We start from the raw sequence: 19676 nt of genomic DNA, 5'->3' as shown, positions 1-19676 counted from the left end.
GTGCTCGCCGATCCGCGCGAAAGCCAGCGCTTCCGTTTTGTCCGCCACGGCTATGCCGATGGCGTGGCTGAACTGGCTTATGCGTTCGATGAGGGCCCGGAGCTGGTGGAGCGCATCACGTTCCCCGGTGCGCCGGCCGTACCGGCGGGGCGCGAGGCGGCTTTGGCGGCCGCGTTGCGCCTGCTCCACCTGGTGGCCGGCGTCAGCTATTACAAAGCGGGCATTCCACCGTCGATCGTGGTGGAAGGCGAGCCATTGGATGCGGAGGGCGCGTCGATGTTCGACGCGCTCTACCTGCATGGCCTGGCTGAGTTCGCTTACCGGAACCGGCTGGATTTGCGAAGCCGCATACGGTTCCCGCACAACGGCACGGCACCTGCCTCCGCACCGGCGATCGGTTTGCCGCAGCGGTCGCTGCTGCCCATCGGTGGCGGCAAGGATTCGGTGGTGGCGGTCGAGGCTGTGAAATCGATCGGCGCCGACGCCACGGCGACCTGGGTGGGTAATTCGCCCCTCATCGCCGAGTGCGCCGCACGCACGGGCCTCTCTACGCTGAACATCTCGCGCGAACTGGCACCCGGCCTGTTCGAGCTGAACCGGCTCGGCGCGTGGAACGGACACATCCCCGTCACCGCGATCAACTCGGCGATCCTCGTCGTGGCTGCGGTGCTCTACGGTTACGATTCCATCGTCTTCGCCAACGAGCGCTCGGCGTCAGTCGCCACGCTCGAATACGAAGGCCAGGAAGTGAATCACCAGTGGAGCAAGGGCTTCGGTTTCGAGAAGACCTTCCACGATTACGTGCACTCGCACGTCGCCGCCGACCTGGACTACTGCTCGCTGCTGCGCCCATGGTCCGAGCTGGCGGTGACCAGCGCGTTCGCGCGGCTGGGTGGCGAGTACTTCAACGTGTTTTCAAGCTGCAACCGCAATTTCCGTATCCTCGGCCCCAAGCCGGCGGATCGCTGGTGCGGTCAGTGCCCGAAGTGCCACTTCGTATTCCTGGCGCTGGCGCCGTTCATGCCCAAGCCGCGGCTGCTGCAGATCTTTGGCCGCAACCTGCTGGATGATCCGGACCTGGCCGACGCGTTCGATGCGTTGCTCGAATACCACGACCACAAGCCGTTCGAATGCGTGGGCGAAGGTGCTGAGGCGCGCGCTGCGCTATATGCCCTGTCGACGCGGCCGGAGTGGCAGGAGGACGCCCTCGTGGCGCGCTTCCGCCGCGAGATCCTGCCGCAGCTCGATGCATCGGAGCTGGCGCTTGAGCCCTGGCTGAAGCCGGGCGCATCGCACCTGGTGCCGGCGCGCTTGCTTGGAGCACTGGATGCGCTGGGCTGACCTGGCCGGCAAGCGCATTGCCGTCTGGGGGTTTGGCCGGGAAGGGCGGGCGGCGCTTGATGCGCTTGCCCGGCGCCTGCCGGGAACGCCCGTCGATCTCTACGTGGGTGCCGACGAAGGGGATGTCGCCGCGGCGGCCTACCCGCGTGCGGGCGTTATTGCGACGCCGCCGGATGCCCAGGCGCTTTCGCGCTATGACGTGGTGATCAAATCGCCGGGCATTTCAGCGTACAAACCCGAGTTGCTGGAGGCGCAGGCCGCAGGTACGCACTTTACGTCGGGCACGGCGCTCTGGTTTGGTGGCCACCCCGGCGCGCGAACCATTGCGGTGACCGGCACCAAGGGCAAGAGCACCACCTCGGCGCTTATCGCGCACCTAGCTCGTTCACTCGGCGTGCGTACGGCGCTGGCCGGCAATATCGGCTTGCCATTGCTGGAACTGGATGAAGGGGATGCCGATCTCTGGGTGATCGAGCTTTCCAGTTTCCAGACCGGCGAAGCGATGGGTGTCGATCTGGGTGTCGTGACCAGCCTGTACGAGGAGCACCTCGACTGGCATGGCTCGCGCGAACGCTACGTGGATGACAAGCTGAAACTGCTCGCGGCGTCCGCGCGCGTGCTGGTCAACGGCATGCAGCCGTCGCTCCTCGACCGTGCGCTCGATCATCCCGGCCTGAATACGTTCGGCGGCACGGCCGGCTGGCACGTGGCCGAGGGGTGGATCCGGCGTGGTGATGAGCGCGTGCTCGCGGCGGGTAAGGTGGCAGCGCCTGGCCTGCACAACGCGATCAACGCCTGTGCTGCCCTGGCGGCCCTGGAATTGATGGGGCTGGACGCACGCGCCGCGGCACCCGCGCTTGCGACCTTCCTGCCGTTGCCGCACCGCTTGCAACCGCTGGGCGAGCGGGATGGGCTGCGCTGGATCAACGATTCGATCAGCACCACGCCGCTGGCGAGCCTTGCCGCGTTGGAAAGTGTGCACGACGGGCACGTTGCGCTCATCGTCGGCGGGCATGACCGTGGGCTGGATTGGTCGGTGTTCGTCGACGCCATGCGCAAGCACGCGCCCGACGCCATCATCTGCCAGGGCCGGAATGGCCCGCGCATTGCCGATGCGCTCGAGGTCGCAGGCGTCGCCAACGTATTCCGTGCCACCGACCTGGCCGCTGCCGTCGGCGCCGCGCGCAATGCGTTGCATGGGAGGGGTACGGTCGTGCTGTCGCCGGGCGCGCCCAGCTTTGATCAATTCAAGGACTACGCGGACCGCGGCAAGCGCTTTGCGGAGATGGCCGGGTTCGAGGCAAAGGCCGCCAGCATCCAGGGCCTCGGCATCGCTTAATCGTGCGTCGCGTTCAATAGCGTGCCGACGACGGCCGCCAGCGCGGCGTACAACTCCGACGGCACGTCATCGCGCAGCCGAACTGCAGCCAGCAGCGTCGCAATCTGCGGATCCAGGTGCGGCGCCAGGCCAAGCAGCTGTGCGCGGTCCAGCAGCGCCTTCACGCCATCGGCATCGATGCGTTGGGTATTGCCGTTGCTGGTAGGGGTGGCCATCCGCAGCGTGACGCTGCGGCGCGGTGAAGGGAGCGACTGGGTCATGCGCGTGCTTCGAGAAGGACGGCGCTGTACGCGCCCGTCGGTACGGGTAGCCCGTGCATGCAGGCAAAGTGGTCAAGCTGCAGCTTGCTCTTCTCGAGCACGCGGCGCAGCGTGGTGAATTCGTTCTCCAGGCGCGACACGGTCTCGGGATACTGAGCCCACAGGCGCACCGACACGCGCGATCCCCGCAGCTGCACTTCGCCCTGCACGGCGCCTAGGGTCGGCGGATCGATAGCGAAGCCCACGGTCCACATACCTTCGGGCTCGCCTTGCGAGGGCTTGCCTTCCTCGATGCGAAGCTGCAGCACGTCGTAGCCGCGAACGCCGGTCAACGGGATTTCAACCATCCACAAACCGGCATGTGGCTGCGATTCCAGCTGGCCGATTTCCACGCGCGACAGCGCGGCGCGCACATCGGTGCGCAGGTGCGAAACGAGGCCGTCGGCGGTTTCTTCATCCGCCAACAGTTCCTCCGCACGCGGCTGCGCCACGAGCGCGCGCTGGGCAAGAGGGGGTGGTGTATCGGTGAACTGGCGCGACGGCGCCTGGATCATGGCCTGGCGTGTCTGCGGGATGTCCGCCAGGGCACGGCGCAGGTTCAGCAGCGCCGCCTTGAAATCGTCAGCCGCCGGCGCTTCGTTATGTGGCTCGGCCAGGTGGGCTTCCAGGAACGCACCGCTCTTGGCGATGGCCTGCTTCATGCCCTCGGGCGTGCTTACGTCATCGGGCTTGCTGATCGATGCCTCGAGCGTGGCCAGCGCGGTGCGCAGCGGCTCGGGGAGCACGCGAGCGACCGGCCGACGGGCGAGGGCAGAAAGCACGCTGAGCAACTGCGAGTAACCATTCTGCAGGGGTAGCCGCTCGCGCAGGCCCTGCATGGCGATGCGCTCATCCGTGTTCCCGACCACGATCTCCAGCTGCGGCTGGGGACCCTGGGTCATCACGCGCACCTGGAACTGCTGCGGCAGCGACGTGCCCGCCGCATCCGCTTCCACCGCCATGCCGCCAATATCGAGGAGGACCTTGCCCACGTCGGTCTGGCCGAGCAGGCGGGCGGCAAGCAGCGTGCCCACCGCCCATGACTGGGTGGTGGCCGCTGTGGTACCCGCGGCCGCACCGGCCCAAAGCTGGGCGGCGAGGCTGGTCGGCTGGATGATCAAGGGCAGGTCCTCCGGGGGCCTGGGCGTTATCCGTGGTGGATGCGCTCCTGTGTGCTCGTAAGAATCGGCTGATTCTCTGGAACCTTTAGGTGACGGGTGGCCTGGCCGGACGGGGTAGAATGGGCGGATGAGCAATCTCCCTTTCGAACTCCTCGCCACCGATGGCGCGGCGCGGCGCGGCCGACTGCGCTTTGGCCGGGGCACCGTTGAGACCCCGGCCTTCATGCCCGTGGGCACCTATGGCTCGGTGAAGGCCATGACCCCGCGCGATGTCCGCGATACGGGTGCCGAGATCATCCTGGGCAACACGTTTCATCTTTTCCTGCGCCCGGGCCTGGATATCGTCGGCGCATTCGGCGGCCTGCATAAGTTCATCGGCTGGGACCGGCCGATCCTGACCGACTCTGGCGGCTTCCAGGTCTTCTCCCTGGCCCATAAGCGCAAGATCACCGAAGAAGGCGTCACGTTCGCTTCGCCGGTCGATGGCTCGAAGGTGTTCCTGTCGCCCGAAGTCTCGATGAAGATCCAGACCGTGCTGGATTCCGACGTGGCCATGATCTTCGATGAGTGCACGCCGTACCCGGCCACGGAGAAGGTGGCCTCGGATTCGATGGAGCTGAGCCTGCGCTGGGCGGAGCGGTCCCGGCGGGCGTTCAACGACCTGGGGAACCCGAACAACCTGTTCGGCATCGTCCAGGGCAGCACCTATGAGAACCTGCGCCGCCGCTCGGTCGATCAACTGGTCGACATCGGTTTCGACGGCTATGCCGTGGGCGGCCTGGCCGTTGGCGAGCCCGAGGCCGAGCGCAACCATACGCTGGACTTCACCCTGCCGCTGCTGCCCCAGGACCGCCCGCGCTACCTGATGGGCGTCGGCCGCCCGGAGGACATCGTCGAGGCGGTGCGCCGTGGCATCGACATGTTCGATTGCGTGATGCCTACCCGCAACGCCCGGAACGGCTTCCTGTTCACGGCGGAAGGCACGTTGCGTATCCGAAACGCGAAGTTCGCCACCGATACGCGCGTGATCGAGGAAGGTTGCGACTGCTACGCCTGCGCCAATGGCTTCAGCCGTGCCTACCTGCGCCATCTGGATCGCTGCAACGAGATCCTGGGCAGCCAGCTGGCCACCATGCATAACCTCCGCCATTACCAGCGGCTGATGGCAGGCCTGCGTGGCGCGATCGAGGCGGGCACGCTCGACGACTTCGTGGCCGCGTTCTATGCGGCGCGTACGAAGGCCACCGTCGACGGCACGCTGTGACCCGGCGCATGTGAGCAGCCCGACGGGGTTCCCTCGGATGCACCTGCTTCACACTTTGTGCCAGTGGCCTTGCGGGGCGCCTGCCGCGCCCCCAAAGCCTTGTGCTGGCGCGGTACACCGCCGCCGGGGGGCGTGGCATAATCCACGATCTTTTTACGTGATCGGCCGCTTTTTCTTGGCCGATCCATGACTTGCGAGAAACCCGATGAGCCCCATGACGTACGCCGCCATTGCCCAGGCCGCCCCGGCCGCCGCCCCGCAGGGCGCGCTTGGCCTTTCTCCGCTCATCATGATGGCGGTGCTGTTCGGCATCTTCTATTTCATGATGATCCGCCCGCAGATGAAGCGTCAGAAGGAGCACCGCGCGCTCCTGGCCGCGCTCGCCAAGGGCGATGAGGTCGTGATGAACGGCGGTCTCGCCGGTCGCATCGAAGAAGTGGGCGATGCCTTCGTCAAGGTCGAAATCGCCCCGGGCGTGGTCGTCCAGATGCAGAAGGGTGCCGTCACCCAGGTGCTGCCGAAGGGCAGCCTCAAGAAGAACTGAGTTTTCTCTCAGACGCGTCAGCCGCGGCCGCCGGGCGGCCGCACCCATGGAATGTAAGGCATGAGTGATTTTCCACGCTGGAAGTACGCGCTGGTCGTAATCGTGTTGCTGGTCGGCATCGTGTACGCGCTGCCGAACGTCTTCCCGCCCCAGCCGGCGGTGCAGGTTTCGGGCAACCGCGGTGCGGCGGTCGACGCGTCACTGAAGAGCAAGGTCGAAGGGCTGCTGGCTACCGCCAAGGTGCCGGCCGTCGCGGTCGATGTGAATGAAAAGGATGGCCGCCTGCTCGCCCGCTTCGGCAATGCCGACCAGCAGGCCAAGGCGTCCGACGCGCTGCGCGTCGGCCTGGGCGATAACTACACGGTGGCGCTGAACCTCGCCTCCACCGTGCCGTCCTGGCTGCGTTCGATCAACGCCAATTCCATGCCGCTGGGTCTCGACCTGCAGGGTGGCGTGCACTTCCTCATGGAAGTGGACCAGAACGCGATGATCGATGCGCAGGAAACGCGCTACACCGACGATATCCGCTCGCTTCTGCACGACAAGGGCGTGCAGTACGACTCGGTCACGCGCAATGCGCGCGGCCAGGGCGTCAACATCGTGCTGCGTACCGATGCCGAGCGCCAGAAGGCGGCCGGCCTGATCGGCTCCGACTACCCGGATCTGCTCGTCAATGACGCGGCCGCCGCCGGCAACGGCTTTGCGCTGAATGCCGTGGTCAAGCCGACCAAGCTGCGTGAACTGAGCCAGAGCGTCATCACCCAGAACGTCACCACGCTGCGCCAGCGCGTCAACCAGCTTGGCGTGTCCGAACCGCTGATCCAGCAGCAGGGTGCCAACCAGATCATCGTCGACCTGGCCGGCGTGCAGGATACGGCCGAGGCCAAGAAGATCATCGGTGCCGTGGCGTCGCTGCAGTACCGCGCCGGCCTGTACACGCCGCAGCAGGCGATGGAAGCCGCCCGCTCGGGTAGCGTCCCGCCGGATGCCAAGCTGTACTTCGGTCGCGATCACCAGCCGTACCTCCTGAGCAAGAAGGTCATCGCCAGCGGCGATGAACTGGTCACCGCCACCTCGGGCCGCGACCAGCAGAACGGCACGCCGAACGTCAGCGTCACGCTGAACGCAGCCGGTGCGCGCAAGATGCAGGAGTTCACCAACGATAACGTCGGCAAGCCGATGGCGGTGCTCTACATCACGCGTACGCTCGAGACCAAGATGGTCGACGGCAAGGAAGTGAAGACGCCGAAGATCACCGAAGAGGTGATCAACTACGCCAACATCAGCGGTCCGTTCGGCAAGCAGTTCCAGACCAATGGCCTGCCTTCCGATGCCGAAGCCGCCGAGCTGGCGCTGCTGCTGCGTGGCGGTTCGTTCGCGGTGCCGGTGGATATCGTCAGCGAGAGCGTGATCGGCCCCAGCCTGGGCGCCGATAACATCGACAAGGGCTTCAAGGCCGTGATGCTGGGCCTTGGCCTGGTGCTGCTCGCCGCAGCCATCTACTACAAGCTGTTCGGCCTGGTGGCCGACGTCGCGCTGTTCTTCAACCTGGTGCTGCTCGTGGCGGTGATGTCCGCGATCGGCGTGACGCTGACCATGCCTGGCATCGCGGGTATCGTGCTGACGCTGGGTATGGCGATCGACGCCAACGTGCTGATCTGCGAACGCATCCGCGAAGAACTGCGCAACGGCTCGTCGCCGCTGGCCTCCATCCGTACCGGTTACGACAAGGCATGGGCCACCATCCTTGACGCCAACGTGACCCACCTGCTCGCTGCGCTGGGCCTGATGACCATGGGCTCGGGTCCGATCAAGGGCTTCGGCGTCACGCTGTTCATCGGTATCCTCACCTCGATGTTCACTTCGGTGACCGTCACCCATGCCATCACGGCGCTGATCCACGGCGGCCGCAAGCTCAAGACCCTGTCGGTCTGAGGGGACATACGCCATGGAAATTTTCAACCACAACGCTAATTTCAACTTCCTCGGCCTGCGCAAGTACAGCATTGGCCTTGCCATCCTGTTGATGCTCGGCTCGATTGGCCTGATCGTCACCAAGGGCTTCAACTACGGTCAGGATTTCGTCGGTGGTGTGGCCGTCAACGTCGCCTACCAGAACGCGGTGGATACCAATGACGTCCGCCAGGCCCTGACCAGCGCTGGCATGGAAAACCCGCTGGTGCAGGCCGTGGGTGGCACGCGCGAGGTGACCGTACGCCTGCAGCCAAAGGATGACCACGGGTCCTCGGGCCTGACGGGTGACGAGGCGGCGGCCAAGGTCTCGGCTGACATCATGGCGGCCCTGCAGAAGGTGCGCCCGGATGCGGTCATGAAGAGCAAATCCTTCGTCGGCCCGCAGGTCGGTGAAGAGCTGCGCTCGGATGGCATCTACGCGGTCATCTTCGTCATCGTCGGCATCATGGGCTACCTGTGGATCCGCTTCGAAAAGCGCTTCGCCATCGCGGCGCTTGCGACCGAAGTCCACGACGTGCTGGTGACCCTGGGCATCTTCGCGCTGACCCAGCGTGAGTTCGACCTGACTGTGCTGGCCTCGGTGCTCGCGGTGGTCGGTTACTCGATCAACGATAAGGTGGTGGTGTTCGACCGCGTCCGTGAACTGTTCCGTTCCAGCCGCAATGCCACGCCGGAAGAGGTGCTGAACCGTTCGATCAACAGCACGCTGTCGCGAACCATCATCACCTCGCTGTTCACCGGCATCACCATGGCGGCGCTGTTCTTCTTCGGTGGCACGGCGGTGCACGGCTTCGCCATCACCATGCTGATCGGCATCCTGGTGGGTACGCTGTCCTCGATCTTCGTGGCCAGCCCCATCCTGCTGTGGCTGGGCGTGTCCAAGCAGGACCTGATGCCCCGCTCGAAGGAAGACCCGGCGCTGGAGCGTCGCCCGTAAGGGTGGCGCTACCGCTGGAAACGAAAAACCCGCCTTTCGGCGGGTTTTTTTGTTTCGATGTACGTCCCAGCCCTGGGATCAGAAATCTTCGCTGTCCTCAATGGCGCCCTCGGCATCGTTCGCAAGCGTAACGACGACGTAGGCCGAACCCACTAGCGAGCAACAGAGCCAGGCGTAGACCATCTGGATAGCCGTCCTCGGGATGGCGGCCGCGACGCGCGGTGCCAATACCAGGCCAACAATGCCGGCCAGGGCGAGTACGGTTGCGACGGTCCACGCAAGGCGCCGCGACGGTGCCGTGGTGGTGATGACGTTCATGATGATGTTGCCCCTGCTTTCCCCTGTTTCACGGCCTTCGTGAATGCTTTGTGAGGCCGCTTGCTTGTAGGAAATACCCTACAAGAATCTTCGAGGCAAGTGCCGGAATCCTGAACGGATTCCTTGACGTGGTAAGGGGTTGCATGCAAGAACGCCCCCAAGCCCCCGCGTAAGCTAGACTTTCCCGCCCAGTAAAGACCGACGGCCATGGCAGAACGCGAGTTCCCGAATTTCACCCTGCGCAGTGGCGCGAGCCGGGAAGGCTCCCGTTACACCGCGTGGCTATCGTCTCACCCGGCCGATGGCAGCTTCCCCTCGTACTATGCGGTCTATGAAAACCGCAGCTTCCGCGACGAGGCGAGCGCCGCCGCCGGGGCCGAAAAAGCCCTGGGCCTGGTGATGGGCGTGGAAGAGGATGGCGCCCCCGTATTCGCCGAAGGTGAAACCGGCTTCGACGACGACAAGCCCGAATCCGACGCCTGACCGAGGCCCCTGTAGGAGCGCGCTTGCGCGTGACCGCCCTTGCGACACGGCCCCAGCGGGCCCGTGCCGGTGGTCGTTCATCCGGTCCCCAGCGCGGCCCCCACCGCTTGCAACAATGACCGACGGTCATACGGCTTGGCCAGGAAGGGCGCCGCCCCGTCGAGCCGCTCGGCCGCGTGCAGGGCATCCCCTGACACCACCACGCAACGGACCGATGTGCCCGAGCGCCGCACCGCGTGGACCAGGTCGATCCCGTCCATCCTGCCGGGCATATTCACATCGGTAAGGACCAGCCCGACTTCAGGATGCAGGGCCAGCACGGCCAGCGCCTCGTCCGCATTCATCGCGGTGAGCACGGGGTAGCCGGCTGTCTCCAGCACGAAGCTGGTGATGTCGAGGACTGTCCGGTCGTCCTCGACGATCAGGATCGAGGCATGGTGCGGGGGCGCGGGGGAATCCGTCATGGCCCCAATGTCGCGCTGCTTTCGTCGTGGTCGCGTGACAGATTCGCCTTGACATGAGCCGCCCGTACGGCGCGTGATAGTGGTGTTCAACGCCAACCGACGGGTCAGGGGCAGCGGCGATGAGTGAAGGGGAGGGGCGGTACCGGCAATTTGTCGAAGCATCCGCCGATTGCATGAAGGAACTCGACCGCGACGGCGTCATTCGTTTCGTCGCGGGTCTGGGCTGCATGTCGCTTGCACCGGGAGGTGTGGAGCGGCTGTTGGGCGTTCGCTGGCTGGACCTGTGGCCGCCCGAGGCTCGCGATATGGTGGCGCGCGTCCTTGATCGTGCAGCGGCCGGTGAACGCGTGGAGTTTGTCAGCCCGCGGCGCACCGCGCTGGGGACCTCGCGCTGGTGGGAGGTCATGGTCGCGCCGGTCGTCGCCGATGACTGCCTGGACCACTTCATCGTGATCAGCCGCGATGTCACCGAGCGCGTCGAGCTTCAGGCCGCGCTGGAATCCATCAATGAGCTGTTACAGGAGCGGCTGAACGAGACCGTGGCTCGCTCCGCCAGCGCCACTACCCAGTACGGCACGCTGCTGGAACGGTTCGAGAGCGAGAACTGGGCACGCAAGGATGCGGAGAGCCGCCTGGCCTCCCTGAAGGAGCAACTGGACATGGCCAGCCGCGCGCGCGAACTCGCGGAAGCCTCCGCCAGCCAGGCCCAGAAGCAGCAGGCCGTGGGGCAACTGGTCAGTGGCATCGCGCACGACTTCAACAACATGCTGCAGACGGTCATAGTGAGCCTCTCCGGGCTCCAGGACGAGGCCGATGATCTCACCCCGCACCAGCGTCGCATGCTCACGTACGCGGTGGAGGGGGCTCGCCATGCGACGGCGCTGACCCGCCGGCTGTTGGCCTTCGCCCGTAACCAGCCTCTGAATCCCGAGCCGATCGACCTGGGTGACCTGGTCGAAAGCTTTGCCGACTTTGCCCGCCATGGCATGGGTGGCCGCGTGGGTATCGAGGTTCTGCGCCAGCCCGGTGCGCTCCCCATCTGGGTGGATCGCCACGGCATCGAGCAGGCGCTTATGAATGTGTGCCTCAATGCGCGTGATGCCATGGGCAGCATGGGCACGATCGTCCTGCAGGTGGGCGACCGGCTGGTGGATGACGCCATGGCCGAGGCCCGGCGTGAGCCCGTGCCGGCGCGCCAGGTTTTTGTCTGCGTGGCCGATACAGGGGGTGGCATGTCGGACGAGGTGCGCGAGCGCCTGTTCGAGCCGTACTTCACGACCAAGCAGGGCGGTTCGGGGCTTGGCCTTGCGCAGGTATACGGTACGGTCGCCCAGGCCGGGGGCGGTGTGGAAATCGAAAGCGACGCCGGCATCGGTACGCGGATTCGGCTGGTTTTCCCACGCTATGCGGGAGCGCTTACCAACGCCTTTTGAATCGTGTAGAAAACGTGACAGAAACCCTCAACTTCGCGCCCCAGCGGCCGATAAGTCATCCGACTGGGAGGAAGTGAAGTCATGTTGGTCATTATCGGTTCGATCATCGTCCTGGTCTCGGTGCTGGGCGGCTATGTGCTCTCGCACGGCACGATTGGTGCCCTGTGGCAACCCTATGAGCTCCTGATCATCTTCGGCGCGGCCGTGGGTGCGTTCATCAGTGCCAATTCGATGGACATCGTGAAGGGCGCCGCGCGCGATGCCCTGGGCCTGTTCAAGGGCCCGAAATACAAGAAACAGGATTACGTGGACCTGTTGTCGCTGCTCTACGACATCTTCGTGAAGATGCGTAAGGACGGCCAGCTGGCCATGGAAGAACATATTGAGAACCCGGAGAACAGTTCGCTGTTCACGGCGTACCCGCGCCTGGTCGCGGAGCACCACCTCATCGACTTCATCACGGACTGCCTGCGCCTGATCGTCGGCGGCAGCATGGATCCGCACGAGCTGGAAGCGCTGCTCGACGTGGAGCTGGAAACCCACCACCACGAAGCGCTCGCGCCCGCCCTGGCCGTGCAGAAGATGGCTGACGCCCTGCCGGGCTTCGGCATCGTGGCGGCGGTGCTCGGCATCGTGATCACCATGAAATCCATCGATGGCGATGCCGCCGTGATCGGTGAGCACATCGCAGGTGCCCTCGTCGGCACCTTCCTGGGCATCCTGCTGTCGTACGGCTTCATCGGCCCGCTCTCGGCGGCCATGGAAGCCCGCGTGAACGCCGATGGCAGGGCGTTCGAATGCGTGAAGGTGGGCCTGCTGGCGAACCTGCGTGGCTACAACCCGATGGTCGCGGTGGAGTTCGCCCGCAAGTCCCTCACCTCGTCCAGCCGCCCCAGCTTCCAGGACCTGGAAGGCCACCTGAAGGCTGCCCGGTAATCAGCGATGACCGAGCTCAAGCAAGTCATCATCGTCCGCCGCAAGAAGAAGGGCGGCCACGGCCACCACGGTGGCGCGTGGAAGGTGGCCTACGCCGACTTCGTCACGGCGATGATGGCGTTCTTCCTCGTCATGTGGCTGGTGGGCGCAGGCACCAAGCAGCAGCGCGCCGCCATCTCCGAGTACTTCAAGAACCCCAGCATGACCCAGGGCCAGTCCACCATGGCGCCCTCGGGAAAGATGGGGCCCGGTGGTGCCAGTACCAGCATGATCAAGCTGGGCGGCGCGATGGATTTGCCGAAGGGCCCGGGCGATCAGCAGCAGTTCGCCAAGCCGGCCACGTCGGCCGAGGCTGAAAAGCTCGCGAAGGAGCAGGAGAAGAAGCGCCTCGAGCAGCTGATGAAGGACCTGCAGGAGGCGATTGCGCAGAGCCAGGCGATGGCGCCGTACAAGGATCAGCTGCTGATCGACATCACCTCGGAAGGCCTGCGCATCCAGATCGTCGACAAGCAGAACCGCCCCATGTTCGATACGGGTAGCGGTGCGCTGAAGCCGTATACGGTGCAGATCCTTCACGAGCTGGCGGGTTTCATCAACCAGGTGCCGAACCAGATCAGCATCTCGGGCCACACCGATAGTGCGCCGTATATTCGCGCCGATAGTCAGTACGGTAACTGGGAACTCTCCGCCGATCGCGCCAATGCCGCGCGCCGCACGCTTACCGATGGGGGCATGCAGCCGAACAAGGTGGCACGCGTCGTGGGCCTGGCGGCCTCGGTGCCGTTCGACAAGAACGATCCGTCTGCACCCACCAATCGCCGCATCAGTATCGTGGTCATGACCAACGAGGCCGCGAAGGCTGCGCTGAACGAAGCGACCGCCATGGCCGGCGGGGCCAACTAAATCGATCACGCGTTTCATCGCCCGGCACCTGCCCCGAACCCATCCGTCCTTCAGGGTTCCCGGTAGTGGCCGGGCGATGTTCTTCGCGCGAAGTTGTCACCTTGAAGTGGAAATCACTTGAAACGGTCACGATACCCCGGCAGTATCGGAGACTCCCAGGGGGGAGGAACACCGTGGAAAATAACAGCAAGTTCAGAGTCGTCGGCCGGGCGGTAAAGCACAGCGGCGAAGCAGGCGAGCAGTTCTACCGGTCGAGCTATCGCATCCTTGATCATATCGGCGAAGAAATAGACGCCGGCATGGGCACCGTCGATTTCATCGACGTCACCAGTGCCTACAACGAAGCATTCGCACTAGGCCGCGAGCGGCTTCGCGAAATCACCGCCGAAACCATCCAGTAAACACAGCAGCTCCGTAGGAGCCCACCCTGTGGGCGACATCTTTTCGCGATACCGCTACAGGATCGGCGGCTCTATCGCGAACAGCGTCGCCCACAGGGCGGACTCCTACAGATCGCGCGCGGATCAGGTCGCCTGCGCCCGCAACTCATCCAGCTGCGCCGGGCTCCCCACATTTCGCCAGAACCCATTGAACTTCTCGCCGGTCAACTGCCCCTGCGCAATGGCCCGCCGGTACATCGGCGCCAGCTTGAATGTACCGGGCGCCTCACTCGCGACGATCCCGGGCCGATAGATGCCAACGTTTCCGAACGTCAGGCGCTCCGCGCCCGCTGGCGTCTCCTCGTCGTATAGCTTTCCATCGAGCAGCGCAAAGTCGCCCTTCGGATGGAAATCCGGATTCGGCACCATGACGAGATGCGCCACGCCTTCGGGTTCCCAAGGCAACGCCGCGTAATCGATATCGCTCCAGATATCCGCGCTCACCACGATGAAGGGCTCGCTACCGAGCAGCGGCAGGGCCTTCAGCATGCCGCCACCGGTTTCCAGTGGCGTGGGGCCTTCATACGAATAGCGGATGCGAACGCCCCAGCGCGAACCGTCCCCCAGCGCCTCGGGGAACTGATCGGCCAGGTGCGACGTATTGATGGCGATGTAGTTCACGCCGGCCGCTGCAAGCTTTTCGATGTGGTGAACGATGAGCGGTTTACCGTGCACCTCGAGTAATGGCTTGGGGGTGGTATCCGTCAATGGCCGCATGCGTTCGCCACGCCCCGCGGCGAGGATCAGTGCATGCCTCATGCGGCCACCGGCACGCGGATATCGCGATCACCGATCTTCGCGACGATGAAATCGGCCAGCGGCGCAACATCGGCATGGCGGCGTGCGATATCCAGTACGTACTGGAGGACGCGGGGAAGATCGTTGAGGTAGCCCGCCTTGCCATCCCGGTAGTAAAGGCGGCAGAACAGGCCGAGGATCTTGATGTGTCGCTGCAGGCTGGCCATGTCGAACCAGCGACGGAAGCGGTCGGTGTCCACGGTCTCGTCGAGCAGGCGCGCATCGAGCAGGCGCAGGCGATACGCCTCAACCCAGCCTTCCACGCGTTCGTTATCCCACACCACGTACGCATCGCGTAGCAATGACGCCAGGTCGTAGGTGATCGGTCCGGACATGGCGCCCTGGAAATCGATGACGCCCGGCGAGCGGTCGGTGGTGATCAGCAGGTTGCGGCTGTGGTAATCGCGGTGCATGAACGCGCGCGGCTGCTCGGCGAGCGAATGCAGGATCGCACTGAAGGCGCCTTCCACGACGTCCCATTCTTCGCACTCGACAAAAGCACCGAGGTGTTTCTGCAAAAACCACGTTGGCATGATCTCCATTTCCATGGTCTGCCATTCGCGGTTGAACGCAGGCAGGCCGGTGGTTTCCACGTGCATCTGCATGCGCAACAGCGCATCGAGTGCATCACCGTAGAGCGCGTCCGCGGTCTCGTTGTTTAGCTCCGGGAGGTACGTGCGCGTGCCCAGGTCCTCGATCAGCAGGAAACCCTGTTCAAGGTTGGCCACCATTACGGTCGGTGTGTGCAGCCCCGCATCATGCAGGCGCTTGCCAATCTCGACCCAGGGCGCAGGGTTCTCCTGGGCCGGCGGTGAATCCATGATGATCACGGGCTGTGTATCGACATAGCCGCGCCAGTAGCTGCGGAAGCTGGCATCAGCGGAGGCGGGTTCAAGCACGAGATCGGACTGGCCAGTGGCATGGCGTGCCCAGGCGAGGCGGGCGGCGGCACGGTCGTGAGTGGAGGTCATGCGGGTATTCAATGGGGATTCGATCAAAGCAGCTTAGAGCGTTTGCGCAGCGCTGTCATAGCACCAACCCGGTGCATGCCTAACGACCTGTTGTTGTGCACTGCAACGTATGGTTACTCTGTGGCATCGGGGTAGCCAAGGGGTAGTGGTATGGGTAGCGAATTCCCGCCCGCGTCGCTAAGTCGGCGCGACCTGTTGCGGATGATTGGCGTGGCTGGGGGCAGCGCGTTGATGTACCAGGCGATGACCAACCTGGGCTTTGCCGCGGAATCGACCTACCGGCGACCGCCGCCGCTGCAAGGCAGTGGGAAAGGCAGTGTGCTGATCCTGGGTGCTGGCCTGGCCGGCCTCGTCGCCGCCTACGAGCTGGGCAAGGCGGGCTACAAGGTGCAGGTGCTCGAGTACAACGCCCGTGCCGGCGGACGCAACTGGACCTTGCGCGGGGGCGACACGTTTACCGAACTCGGTGGCCACACCCAGACCTGCCGCTTCGACAAGGGGCTTTACTTCAATCCGGGCCCGTGGCGCATCCCTTACCACCACACCGGCGTACTCGATTACTGTCACCAGTTCGGTGTACAGCTCGAACCGTTCGTGCAGGTGAACCACAACGCCTACATGCATAACCCCGAGGCCTTCGGTGGCAAACCGCAACGGCTTCGCGAGCTGCAGGCGGATTGGCATGGCGGCATCGCCGAGTTGCTCGCCAAGGCATCGGGCAAGGGGGCGCTTGATGACCTGGTGTCGAACGAAGACCGCGAAGTCCTGCTTGAATCACTGCGCCAGTTCGGCGGCCTCGATAGCCAGTTCCGTTATGTGGCCGGCCGCGACAGCAGTGAACACCGTGGGTACGCGAAGGAGCCCGGTGGCGGGCCCAGTGGCAAGCCCGAGTTCTCCCAACCGGTCGGTATATCGGACGTCCTCAAGTCCGGGCTGTGGAAGCAGCTAGGCATGAGCGCCATGTACGAATACCAGACCACACTGCTGCAGCCCGTGGGTGGCATGGATGCGATCGGCAAGGCCTTTGTCCGTGAGCTCGGCCCGCAGGTCATCCGCTACAACAGCAAAGTGACCGCGATCGCGCAGAGCGATCGTGGGGTGACCGTGACTTACGAAGATACCGCCAGGCCGGGGCAGGCCCAGCAGGCCACGGCCGATTGGTGTGTCTGCACCATTCCGCTTTCCATCCTCAGCCAGATTCCTGTCCAGGTGTCCGCGGAGAAGGCGGCAGCCATCTCGGCTGTGCCGTACATGTCGTCCGCCAAGGTGGGGCTGCAGTTCAAGCGGCGTTTCTGGGAAGAAGACGACCGGATCTACGGCGGCGTGAGTACCAGCGATACCCCGATCGGGATGATCGGTTATCCGAGCCATGGTGTAGGCACGAAGAAGGGCGTGCTGCTTGGCGCGTATGCCTTCTTCACCGAAGCGTACGAGTTCACCTCGCTCGATCCGGCTACGCGCATTGCCAAGGCGCTCGAATACGGCAGCCAGGTCCACCCGCAGTACAAGACCGAATACGAGAACGGCATGGCCGTGGCGTGGCACCGGGTGCCCTCCACGCTGGGCTGTTTTGGCTGGTGGACCGACCAGGCTCGCGAGCAGCATTATGCCAACCTGTGCTCGATCGACGGGAGGATCGTGCTGGCCGGCGAACACGCGTCGTACTTGCCTGCATGGCAGGAGGGGGCCATCCTTTCCTCGCTGGCCGCGATCGACCAGTTGCACCGCAAGGCGGTGGCCGGAGGTGCGGCATGAAGGCGCTGATGCTTCGCCTTGCGGCTGTCGCCAGCCTGCTGGCCACGGGCACCGCCATGGCACAAACCAATGACGCAGCATTCTTTTCCCGCAAGGACGCGGCGCACGTGACTGGCGAGCAGATCTTTACCCACATCTGCCAGGGCTGCCATATGCCGGATGCGAAGGGGGCTGTCGGGGCAGGGCATTACCCCGCGCTTGCTTCGAATCCAAAGCTTGCTTCCAGCGCCTATCCCGCCGTGATGGTGTTGAACGGCCGCGGTGGCATGCCACCGTTCTCGATGCTGCTCAATGACCAGCAGGTTGCCGATGTGGTGAACTACGTGCGCACGCACTTCGGCAACCACTACACCGATGCGCTCACCGCCGACCAGGTCAAGGCGTTCCGTCCGCCCGCACCGAAACCCGAGGATTCACGATGAAGCTCACCCACCATTCCGTCATCCTGGCCGCCGCCGCCTGTCTTCTCGCTACGCCGGCTTTTGCGGCCGAGGTGGTGCGCCACAAGATTCCGAACAGCACATTCCCTATTTCCGCTGCCGTGGAAATCCCCGCCGGGAAAACGCTGGTGTTTCTCAGTGGCGTCGTGCCGCCCGTGGCGGATGCGAGCGCGCCGAAGGACAGCCCGCAGGCCTACGGCGACACCAAGACCCAGACGGTCGGCGTGCTCACCTCGATCGAAAAGCAACTGAAGGGCATGGGCCTGTCGATGGGCGATGTGGTGAAGATGCAGGTGTTCCTGGTAGGCGACCCGGCGAAGGGCGGCAAGATGGACTTCGGCGGTTTCATGGGCGGCTATACGCAGTTCTTCGGCACGCCCCAGCAGCCGAACCTGCCTTCGCGCAGTGCCATGCAGGTGGCGTCGCTGGCCAGCCCGAACTTCCTGGTCGAAATTGAAGTGACTGCCGTCCGTCCCTGATAGCCAGGCCCGGTTGCTGTTGGGGTGGTCTTGGCCGCGGCATCTTTCGTGAGAGCGCCCGGGTTGGCGTTCTCACGAATACACCAGGAGCGGGAGGGTGAGGGGCTGTGCCACAATGCTGTCGACGAGGTTGAGGTCAGCAGATGATGTTTTAGTAGCAAACTCCTTCGGAAACGCGTTCGGTAGGACAGTGGAGATTGCACCGCCAAACCCCTCGAAAGATAGATCCGTGAACAACTGCGATGAGTGGCTTCACAATGTCACGTCCGAATATTCGGTGAAGGATGCGATAGTCGCGCATCTATCCGATTCGCTCGATGGAATCTTCTCAGCTAATTTCCCGAAGACTTTCTTGGTTGTGTTTGTCATTTAGGGCAATTTGAGGTTGTGGTGTCGTACGTTAGGTTGACGTTGATGTATACCGTTTGTTGGTAAGTTTCCATCCTGAAAGTTGTTTCGATACCGCGTTTGCAGAGATGGATACGCCACTTTTCGCCATCGCCCGTTTCACGAATGATCCAGTCATTCTGAGTGAGACCGTCGCTAAGAAGTCGCTGTAGATCTTCTTGTTTCCCCTTGATACGCGCGATAGCACCGATACTTACGATGAATGATCTATCGGACGATCGAGCTAGTTGAAATCTGTCGTACAAGGGGAGCGTCGAGAAGACGCGCTTTAGGTCAGCGATCGTGGGCAGAGGACGCTTTAGTAAGTTGTCGTGCTGCGTGATGCAGCTACGGATTCCTGCGACTAACGCTCCGGCGAAACAGATGGCCAGTGCGAACGCCCGGATACTATTGAATGCGTTCATCACCGATTCGCCTGTCTCTTCCGGAGGCAGCTTCAGCTGCCGTCCCGGTCCCTGGCTCACTTCTTGTAGGCGCAGCGGTGGCCGCGAAGTCTTTCACGGGAGCGAGGTTGGGCGCTCTCACGGAAACACGAGGAGCGGGCACGTGAAAGGGCTGCGCCGCAACGCTGTCGATTAGGCTGAGGTCAGAAGATGATGTCTTATCAGCATTACTCGCAGAACAGAGACACGTAGCAATGTGATTTCCTCATCGAGATCACGTGGAATGAGGCGACTGCATCCGTCTTTTTTTGCCGCCCCTCGATCGCTAGGACCACGTCTCCCACTGGACCGGAGGCGCTTACGGAGGCGTAAAGTGTTAGTCCGTCCGGATCTAAGTTCATGGAAAGATCGTGAACCGTCACGTCCGATGGTTTGAGCGGGCCGGTAAGATCGACCAACGACGGGATGGCTGAGACGAACAATCTCAAGTCCCTCCCGACGGAAATATGGTTCACCAGTGCTCTGGTCACAATGAAGATCGTCAGGATGGACAGGCCAATCCAACGCATGACGGTGATGCATCGAAGCAGGGTTACCTTGCTCCGTCGTGTTGTGTTGCGTTCGTCAGTTGCCGTTTCCATTAGAT

General features: G+C 63.8%; 21 protein-coding genes. 14 read left to right on the top strand and 7 right to left on the bottom strand.

Translation table 11 applies throughout. The annotated features are described in order from the left end of the window. Window positions 1-1341 carry a UDP-N-acetyl-alpha-D-muramoyl-L-alanyl-L-glutamate epimerase gene (gene murL, locus L2Y97_RS17610; RefSeq protein ID WP_484497488.1) on the top strand — a complete coding sequence of 447 codons (1341 nt, stop codon included), beginning with the start codon at window positions 1-3 and terminating at the stop codon, window positions 1339-1341. Beyond that, on the top strand, window positions 1328-2680 hold the full coding sequence (gene murD, locus L2Y97_RS17605) for a UDP-N-acetylmuramoyl-L-alanine--D-glutamate ligase (RefSeq protein ID WP_247429185.1): 1353 nt from the start codon (window positions 1328-1330) through the stop codon (window positions 2678-2680). Before murL ends, murD begins: the two co-directional genes overlap by 14 nt. On the opposite strand, the gene L2Y97_RS17600 is transcribed toward murD, so the two are convergent. Continuing rightward, window positions 2677-2940 (bottom strand): flagellar biosynthesis protein, encoded by a 264-nt coding sequence (locus L2Y97_RS17600; RefSeq protein ID WP_247429182.1) that lies wholly within the window; start codon window positions 2938-2940, stop codon window positions 2677-2679. The genes murD and L2Y97_RS17600 overlap by 4 nt on opposite strands. Then, the gene (fliK, locus tag L2Y97_RS17595) at window positions 2937-4100 is read right to left on the bottom strand and encodes a flagellar hook-length control protein FliK (RefSeq protein WP_247429179.1); all 1164 of its coding nucleotides are present in this window, start codon (window positions 4098-4100) and stop codon (window positions 2937-2939) included. The genes L2Y97_RS17600 and fliK overlap by 4 nt, the downstream gene beginning before the upstream one ends. Window positions 4101-4227: 127 nt before the next feature. Here fliK and tgt point away from each other — a divergent pair, with 127 nt between their 5' ends. From tgt to secF, 4 genes are all read left to right on the top strand, one after another. After that, window positions 4228-5364 carry a tRNA guanosine(34) transglycosylase Tgt gene (gene tgt / locus L2Y97_RS17590; RefSeq protein ID WP_247429176.1) on the top strand — a complete coding sequence of 379 codons (1137 nt, stop codon included), beginning with the start codon at window positions 4228-4230 and terminating at the stop codon, window positions 5362-5364. A 205-nt stretch (window positions 5365-5569) separates the two neighbouring features. Further along, the gene (gene yajC, locus L2Y97_RS17585; protein WP_247429173.1) at window positions 5570-5908 is read left to right on the top strand and encodes a preprotein translocase subunit YajC; all 339 of its coding nucleotides are present in this window, start codon (window positions 5570-5572) and stop codon (window positions 5906-5908) included. 60 nt (window positions 5909-5968) lie between these two features. Then, window positions 5969-7843, top strand: a complete 1875-nt coding sequence (gene secD, locus L2Y97_RS17580) for a protein translocase subunit SecD (protein ID WP_247429170.1) — start codon at window positions 5969-5971, stop codon at window positions 7841-7843. A gap of 13 nt (window positions 7844-7856) precedes the next feature. Further along, entirely contained in the window at window positions 7857-8819 is a 963-nt protein-coding gene (gene secF / locus L2Y97_RS17575; protein WP_247429167.1) for a protein translocase subunit SecF, read from the top strand. Window positions 8820-8897: 78 nt separating this feature from the next. Here the strand turns inward: secF and L2Y97_RS17570 are convergent, their stop codons facing one another. Further along, complete coding sequence (locus L2Y97_RS17570; protein WP_247429164.1) at window positions 8898-9137, bottom strand: hypothetical protein; 240 nt, start codon at window positions 9135-9137, stop codon at window positions 8898-8900. Window positions 9138-9344: 207 nt separating this feature from the next. On the opposite strand from L2Y97_RS17570, the gene L2Y97_RS17565 reads away from it, so the two are divergent. After that, entirely contained in the window at window positions 9345-9620 is a 276-nt protein-coding gene (locus L2Y97_RS17565) for a hypothetical protein (protein WP_247429162.1), read from the top strand. Window positions 9621-9697: 77 nt separating this feature from the next. Here L2Y97_RS17565 and L2Y97_RS17560 read toward each other — a convergent pair whose 3' ends face one another. Then, on the bottom strand, window positions 9698-10084 hold the full coding sequence (locus tag L2Y97_RS17560; protein ID WP_247429159.1) for a response regulator: 387 nt from the start codon (window positions 10082-10084) through the stop codon (window positions 9698-9700). Between the two features lie 173 nt (window positions 10085-10257). Between L2Y97_RS17560 and L2Y97_RS17555 the strand changes: the two genes are divergently transcribed. From L2Y97_RS17555 to L2Y97_RS17540, 4 genes are all read left to right on the top strand, one after another. Then, window positions 10258-11517 carry an ATP-binding protein gene (locus L2Y97_RS17555; RefSeq protein ID WP_247429157.1) on the top strand — a complete coding sequence of 420 codons (1260 nt, stop codon included), beginning with the start codon at window positions 10258-10260 and terminating at the stop codon, window positions 11515-11517. 81 nt (window positions 11518-11598) lie between these two features. Then, window positions 11599-12453 (top strand): flagellar motor stator protein MotA, encoded by an 855-nt coding sequence (motA, locus tag L2Y97_RS17550; protein WP_247429155.1) that lies wholly within the window; start codon window positions 11599-11601, stop codon window positions 12451-12453. 6 nt (window positions 12454-12459) lie between these two features. Continuing rightward, window positions 12460-13356 (top strand): flagellar motor protein MotB, encoded by an 897-nt coding sequence (gene motB / locus L2Y97_RS17545; protein WP_247429153.1) that lies wholly within the window; start codon window positions 12460-12462, stop codon window positions 13354-13356. 173 nt (window positions 13357-13529) lie between these two features. Continuing rightward, a complete protein-coding gene (locus L2Y97_RS17540) occupies window positions 13530-13757 on the top strand; it encodes a hypothetical protein (RefSeq protein WP_247429151.1) in 228 nt (75 codons plus the stop codon). A 123-nt stretch (window positions 13758-13880) separates the two neighbouring features. Here the strand turns inward: L2Y97_RS17540 and murU are convergent, their stop codons facing one another. After that, window positions 13881-14555: an N-acetylmuramate alpha-1-phosphate uridylyltransferase MurU gene (gene murU / locus L2Y97_RS17535; RefSeq protein WP_247429150.1), complete on the bottom strand. Its 675-nt coding sequence runs from the start codon at window positions 14553-14555 to the stop codon at window positions 13881-13883. Further along, on the bottom strand, window positions 14552-15565 hold the full coding sequence (locus tag L2Y97_RS17530; protein ID WP_247429148.1) for an aminoglycoside phosphotransferase family protein: 1014 nt from the start codon (window positions 15563-15565) through the stop codon (window positions 14552-14554). Before L2Y97_RS17530 ends, murU begins: the two co-directional genes overlap by 4 nt. Before the next feature lie 150 nt (window positions 15566-15715). Between L2Y97_RS17530 and L2Y97_RS17525 the strand changes: the two genes are divergently transcribed. Genes L2Y97_RS17525 through L2Y97_RS17515 form a run of 3 tightly spaced genes read left to right on the top strand, consistent with a single transcriptional unit; the run spans window position 15716 to window position 18239 of the window. After that, complete coding sequence (locus L2Y97_RS17525) at window positions 15716-17320, top strand: flavin monoamine oxidase family protein (protein WP_247429146.1); 1605 nt, start codon at window positions 15716-15718, stop codon at window positions 17318-17320. Further along, window positions 17317-17742, top strand: a complete 426-nt coding sequence (locus L2Y97_RS17520; protein ID WP_247429144.1) for a c-type cytochrome — start codon at window positions 17317-17319, stop codon at window positions 17740-17742. The genes L2Y97_RS17525 and L2Y97_RS17520 overlap by 4 nt, the downstream gene beginning before the upstream one ends. Further along, window positions 17739-18239 (top strand): RidA family protein, encoded by a 501-nt coding sequence (locus L2Y97_RS17515; protein ID WP_247429143.1) that lies wholly within the window; start codon window positions 17739-17741, stop codon window positions 18237-18239. The genes L2Y97_RS17520 and L2Y97_RS17515 overlap by 4 nt, the downstream gene beginning before the upstream one ends. Before the next feature lie 1018 nt (window positions 18240-19257). Here L2Y97_RS17515 and L2Y97_RS17510 read toward each other — a convergent pair. Continuing rightward, a complete protein-coding gene (locus L2Y97_RS17510) occupies window positions 19258-19671 on the bottom strand; it encodes a hypothetical protein (protein ID WP_247429141.1) in 414 nt (137 codons plus the stop codon). Window positions 19672-19676: the final 5 nt, after the last annotated feature.

It is taken from the genome of Luteibacter aegosomatissinici, from assembly GCF_023078495.1.
In the GTDB taxonomy this organism is placed as follows: Bacteria; Pseudomonadota; Gammaproteobacteria; order Xanthomonadales; family Rhodanobacteraceae; genus Luteibacter; species Luteibacter aegosomatissinici.
Note: the sequence above shows the minus strand (reverse complement) of the source record. Positions and strands in the feature narration are given on the sequence as shown.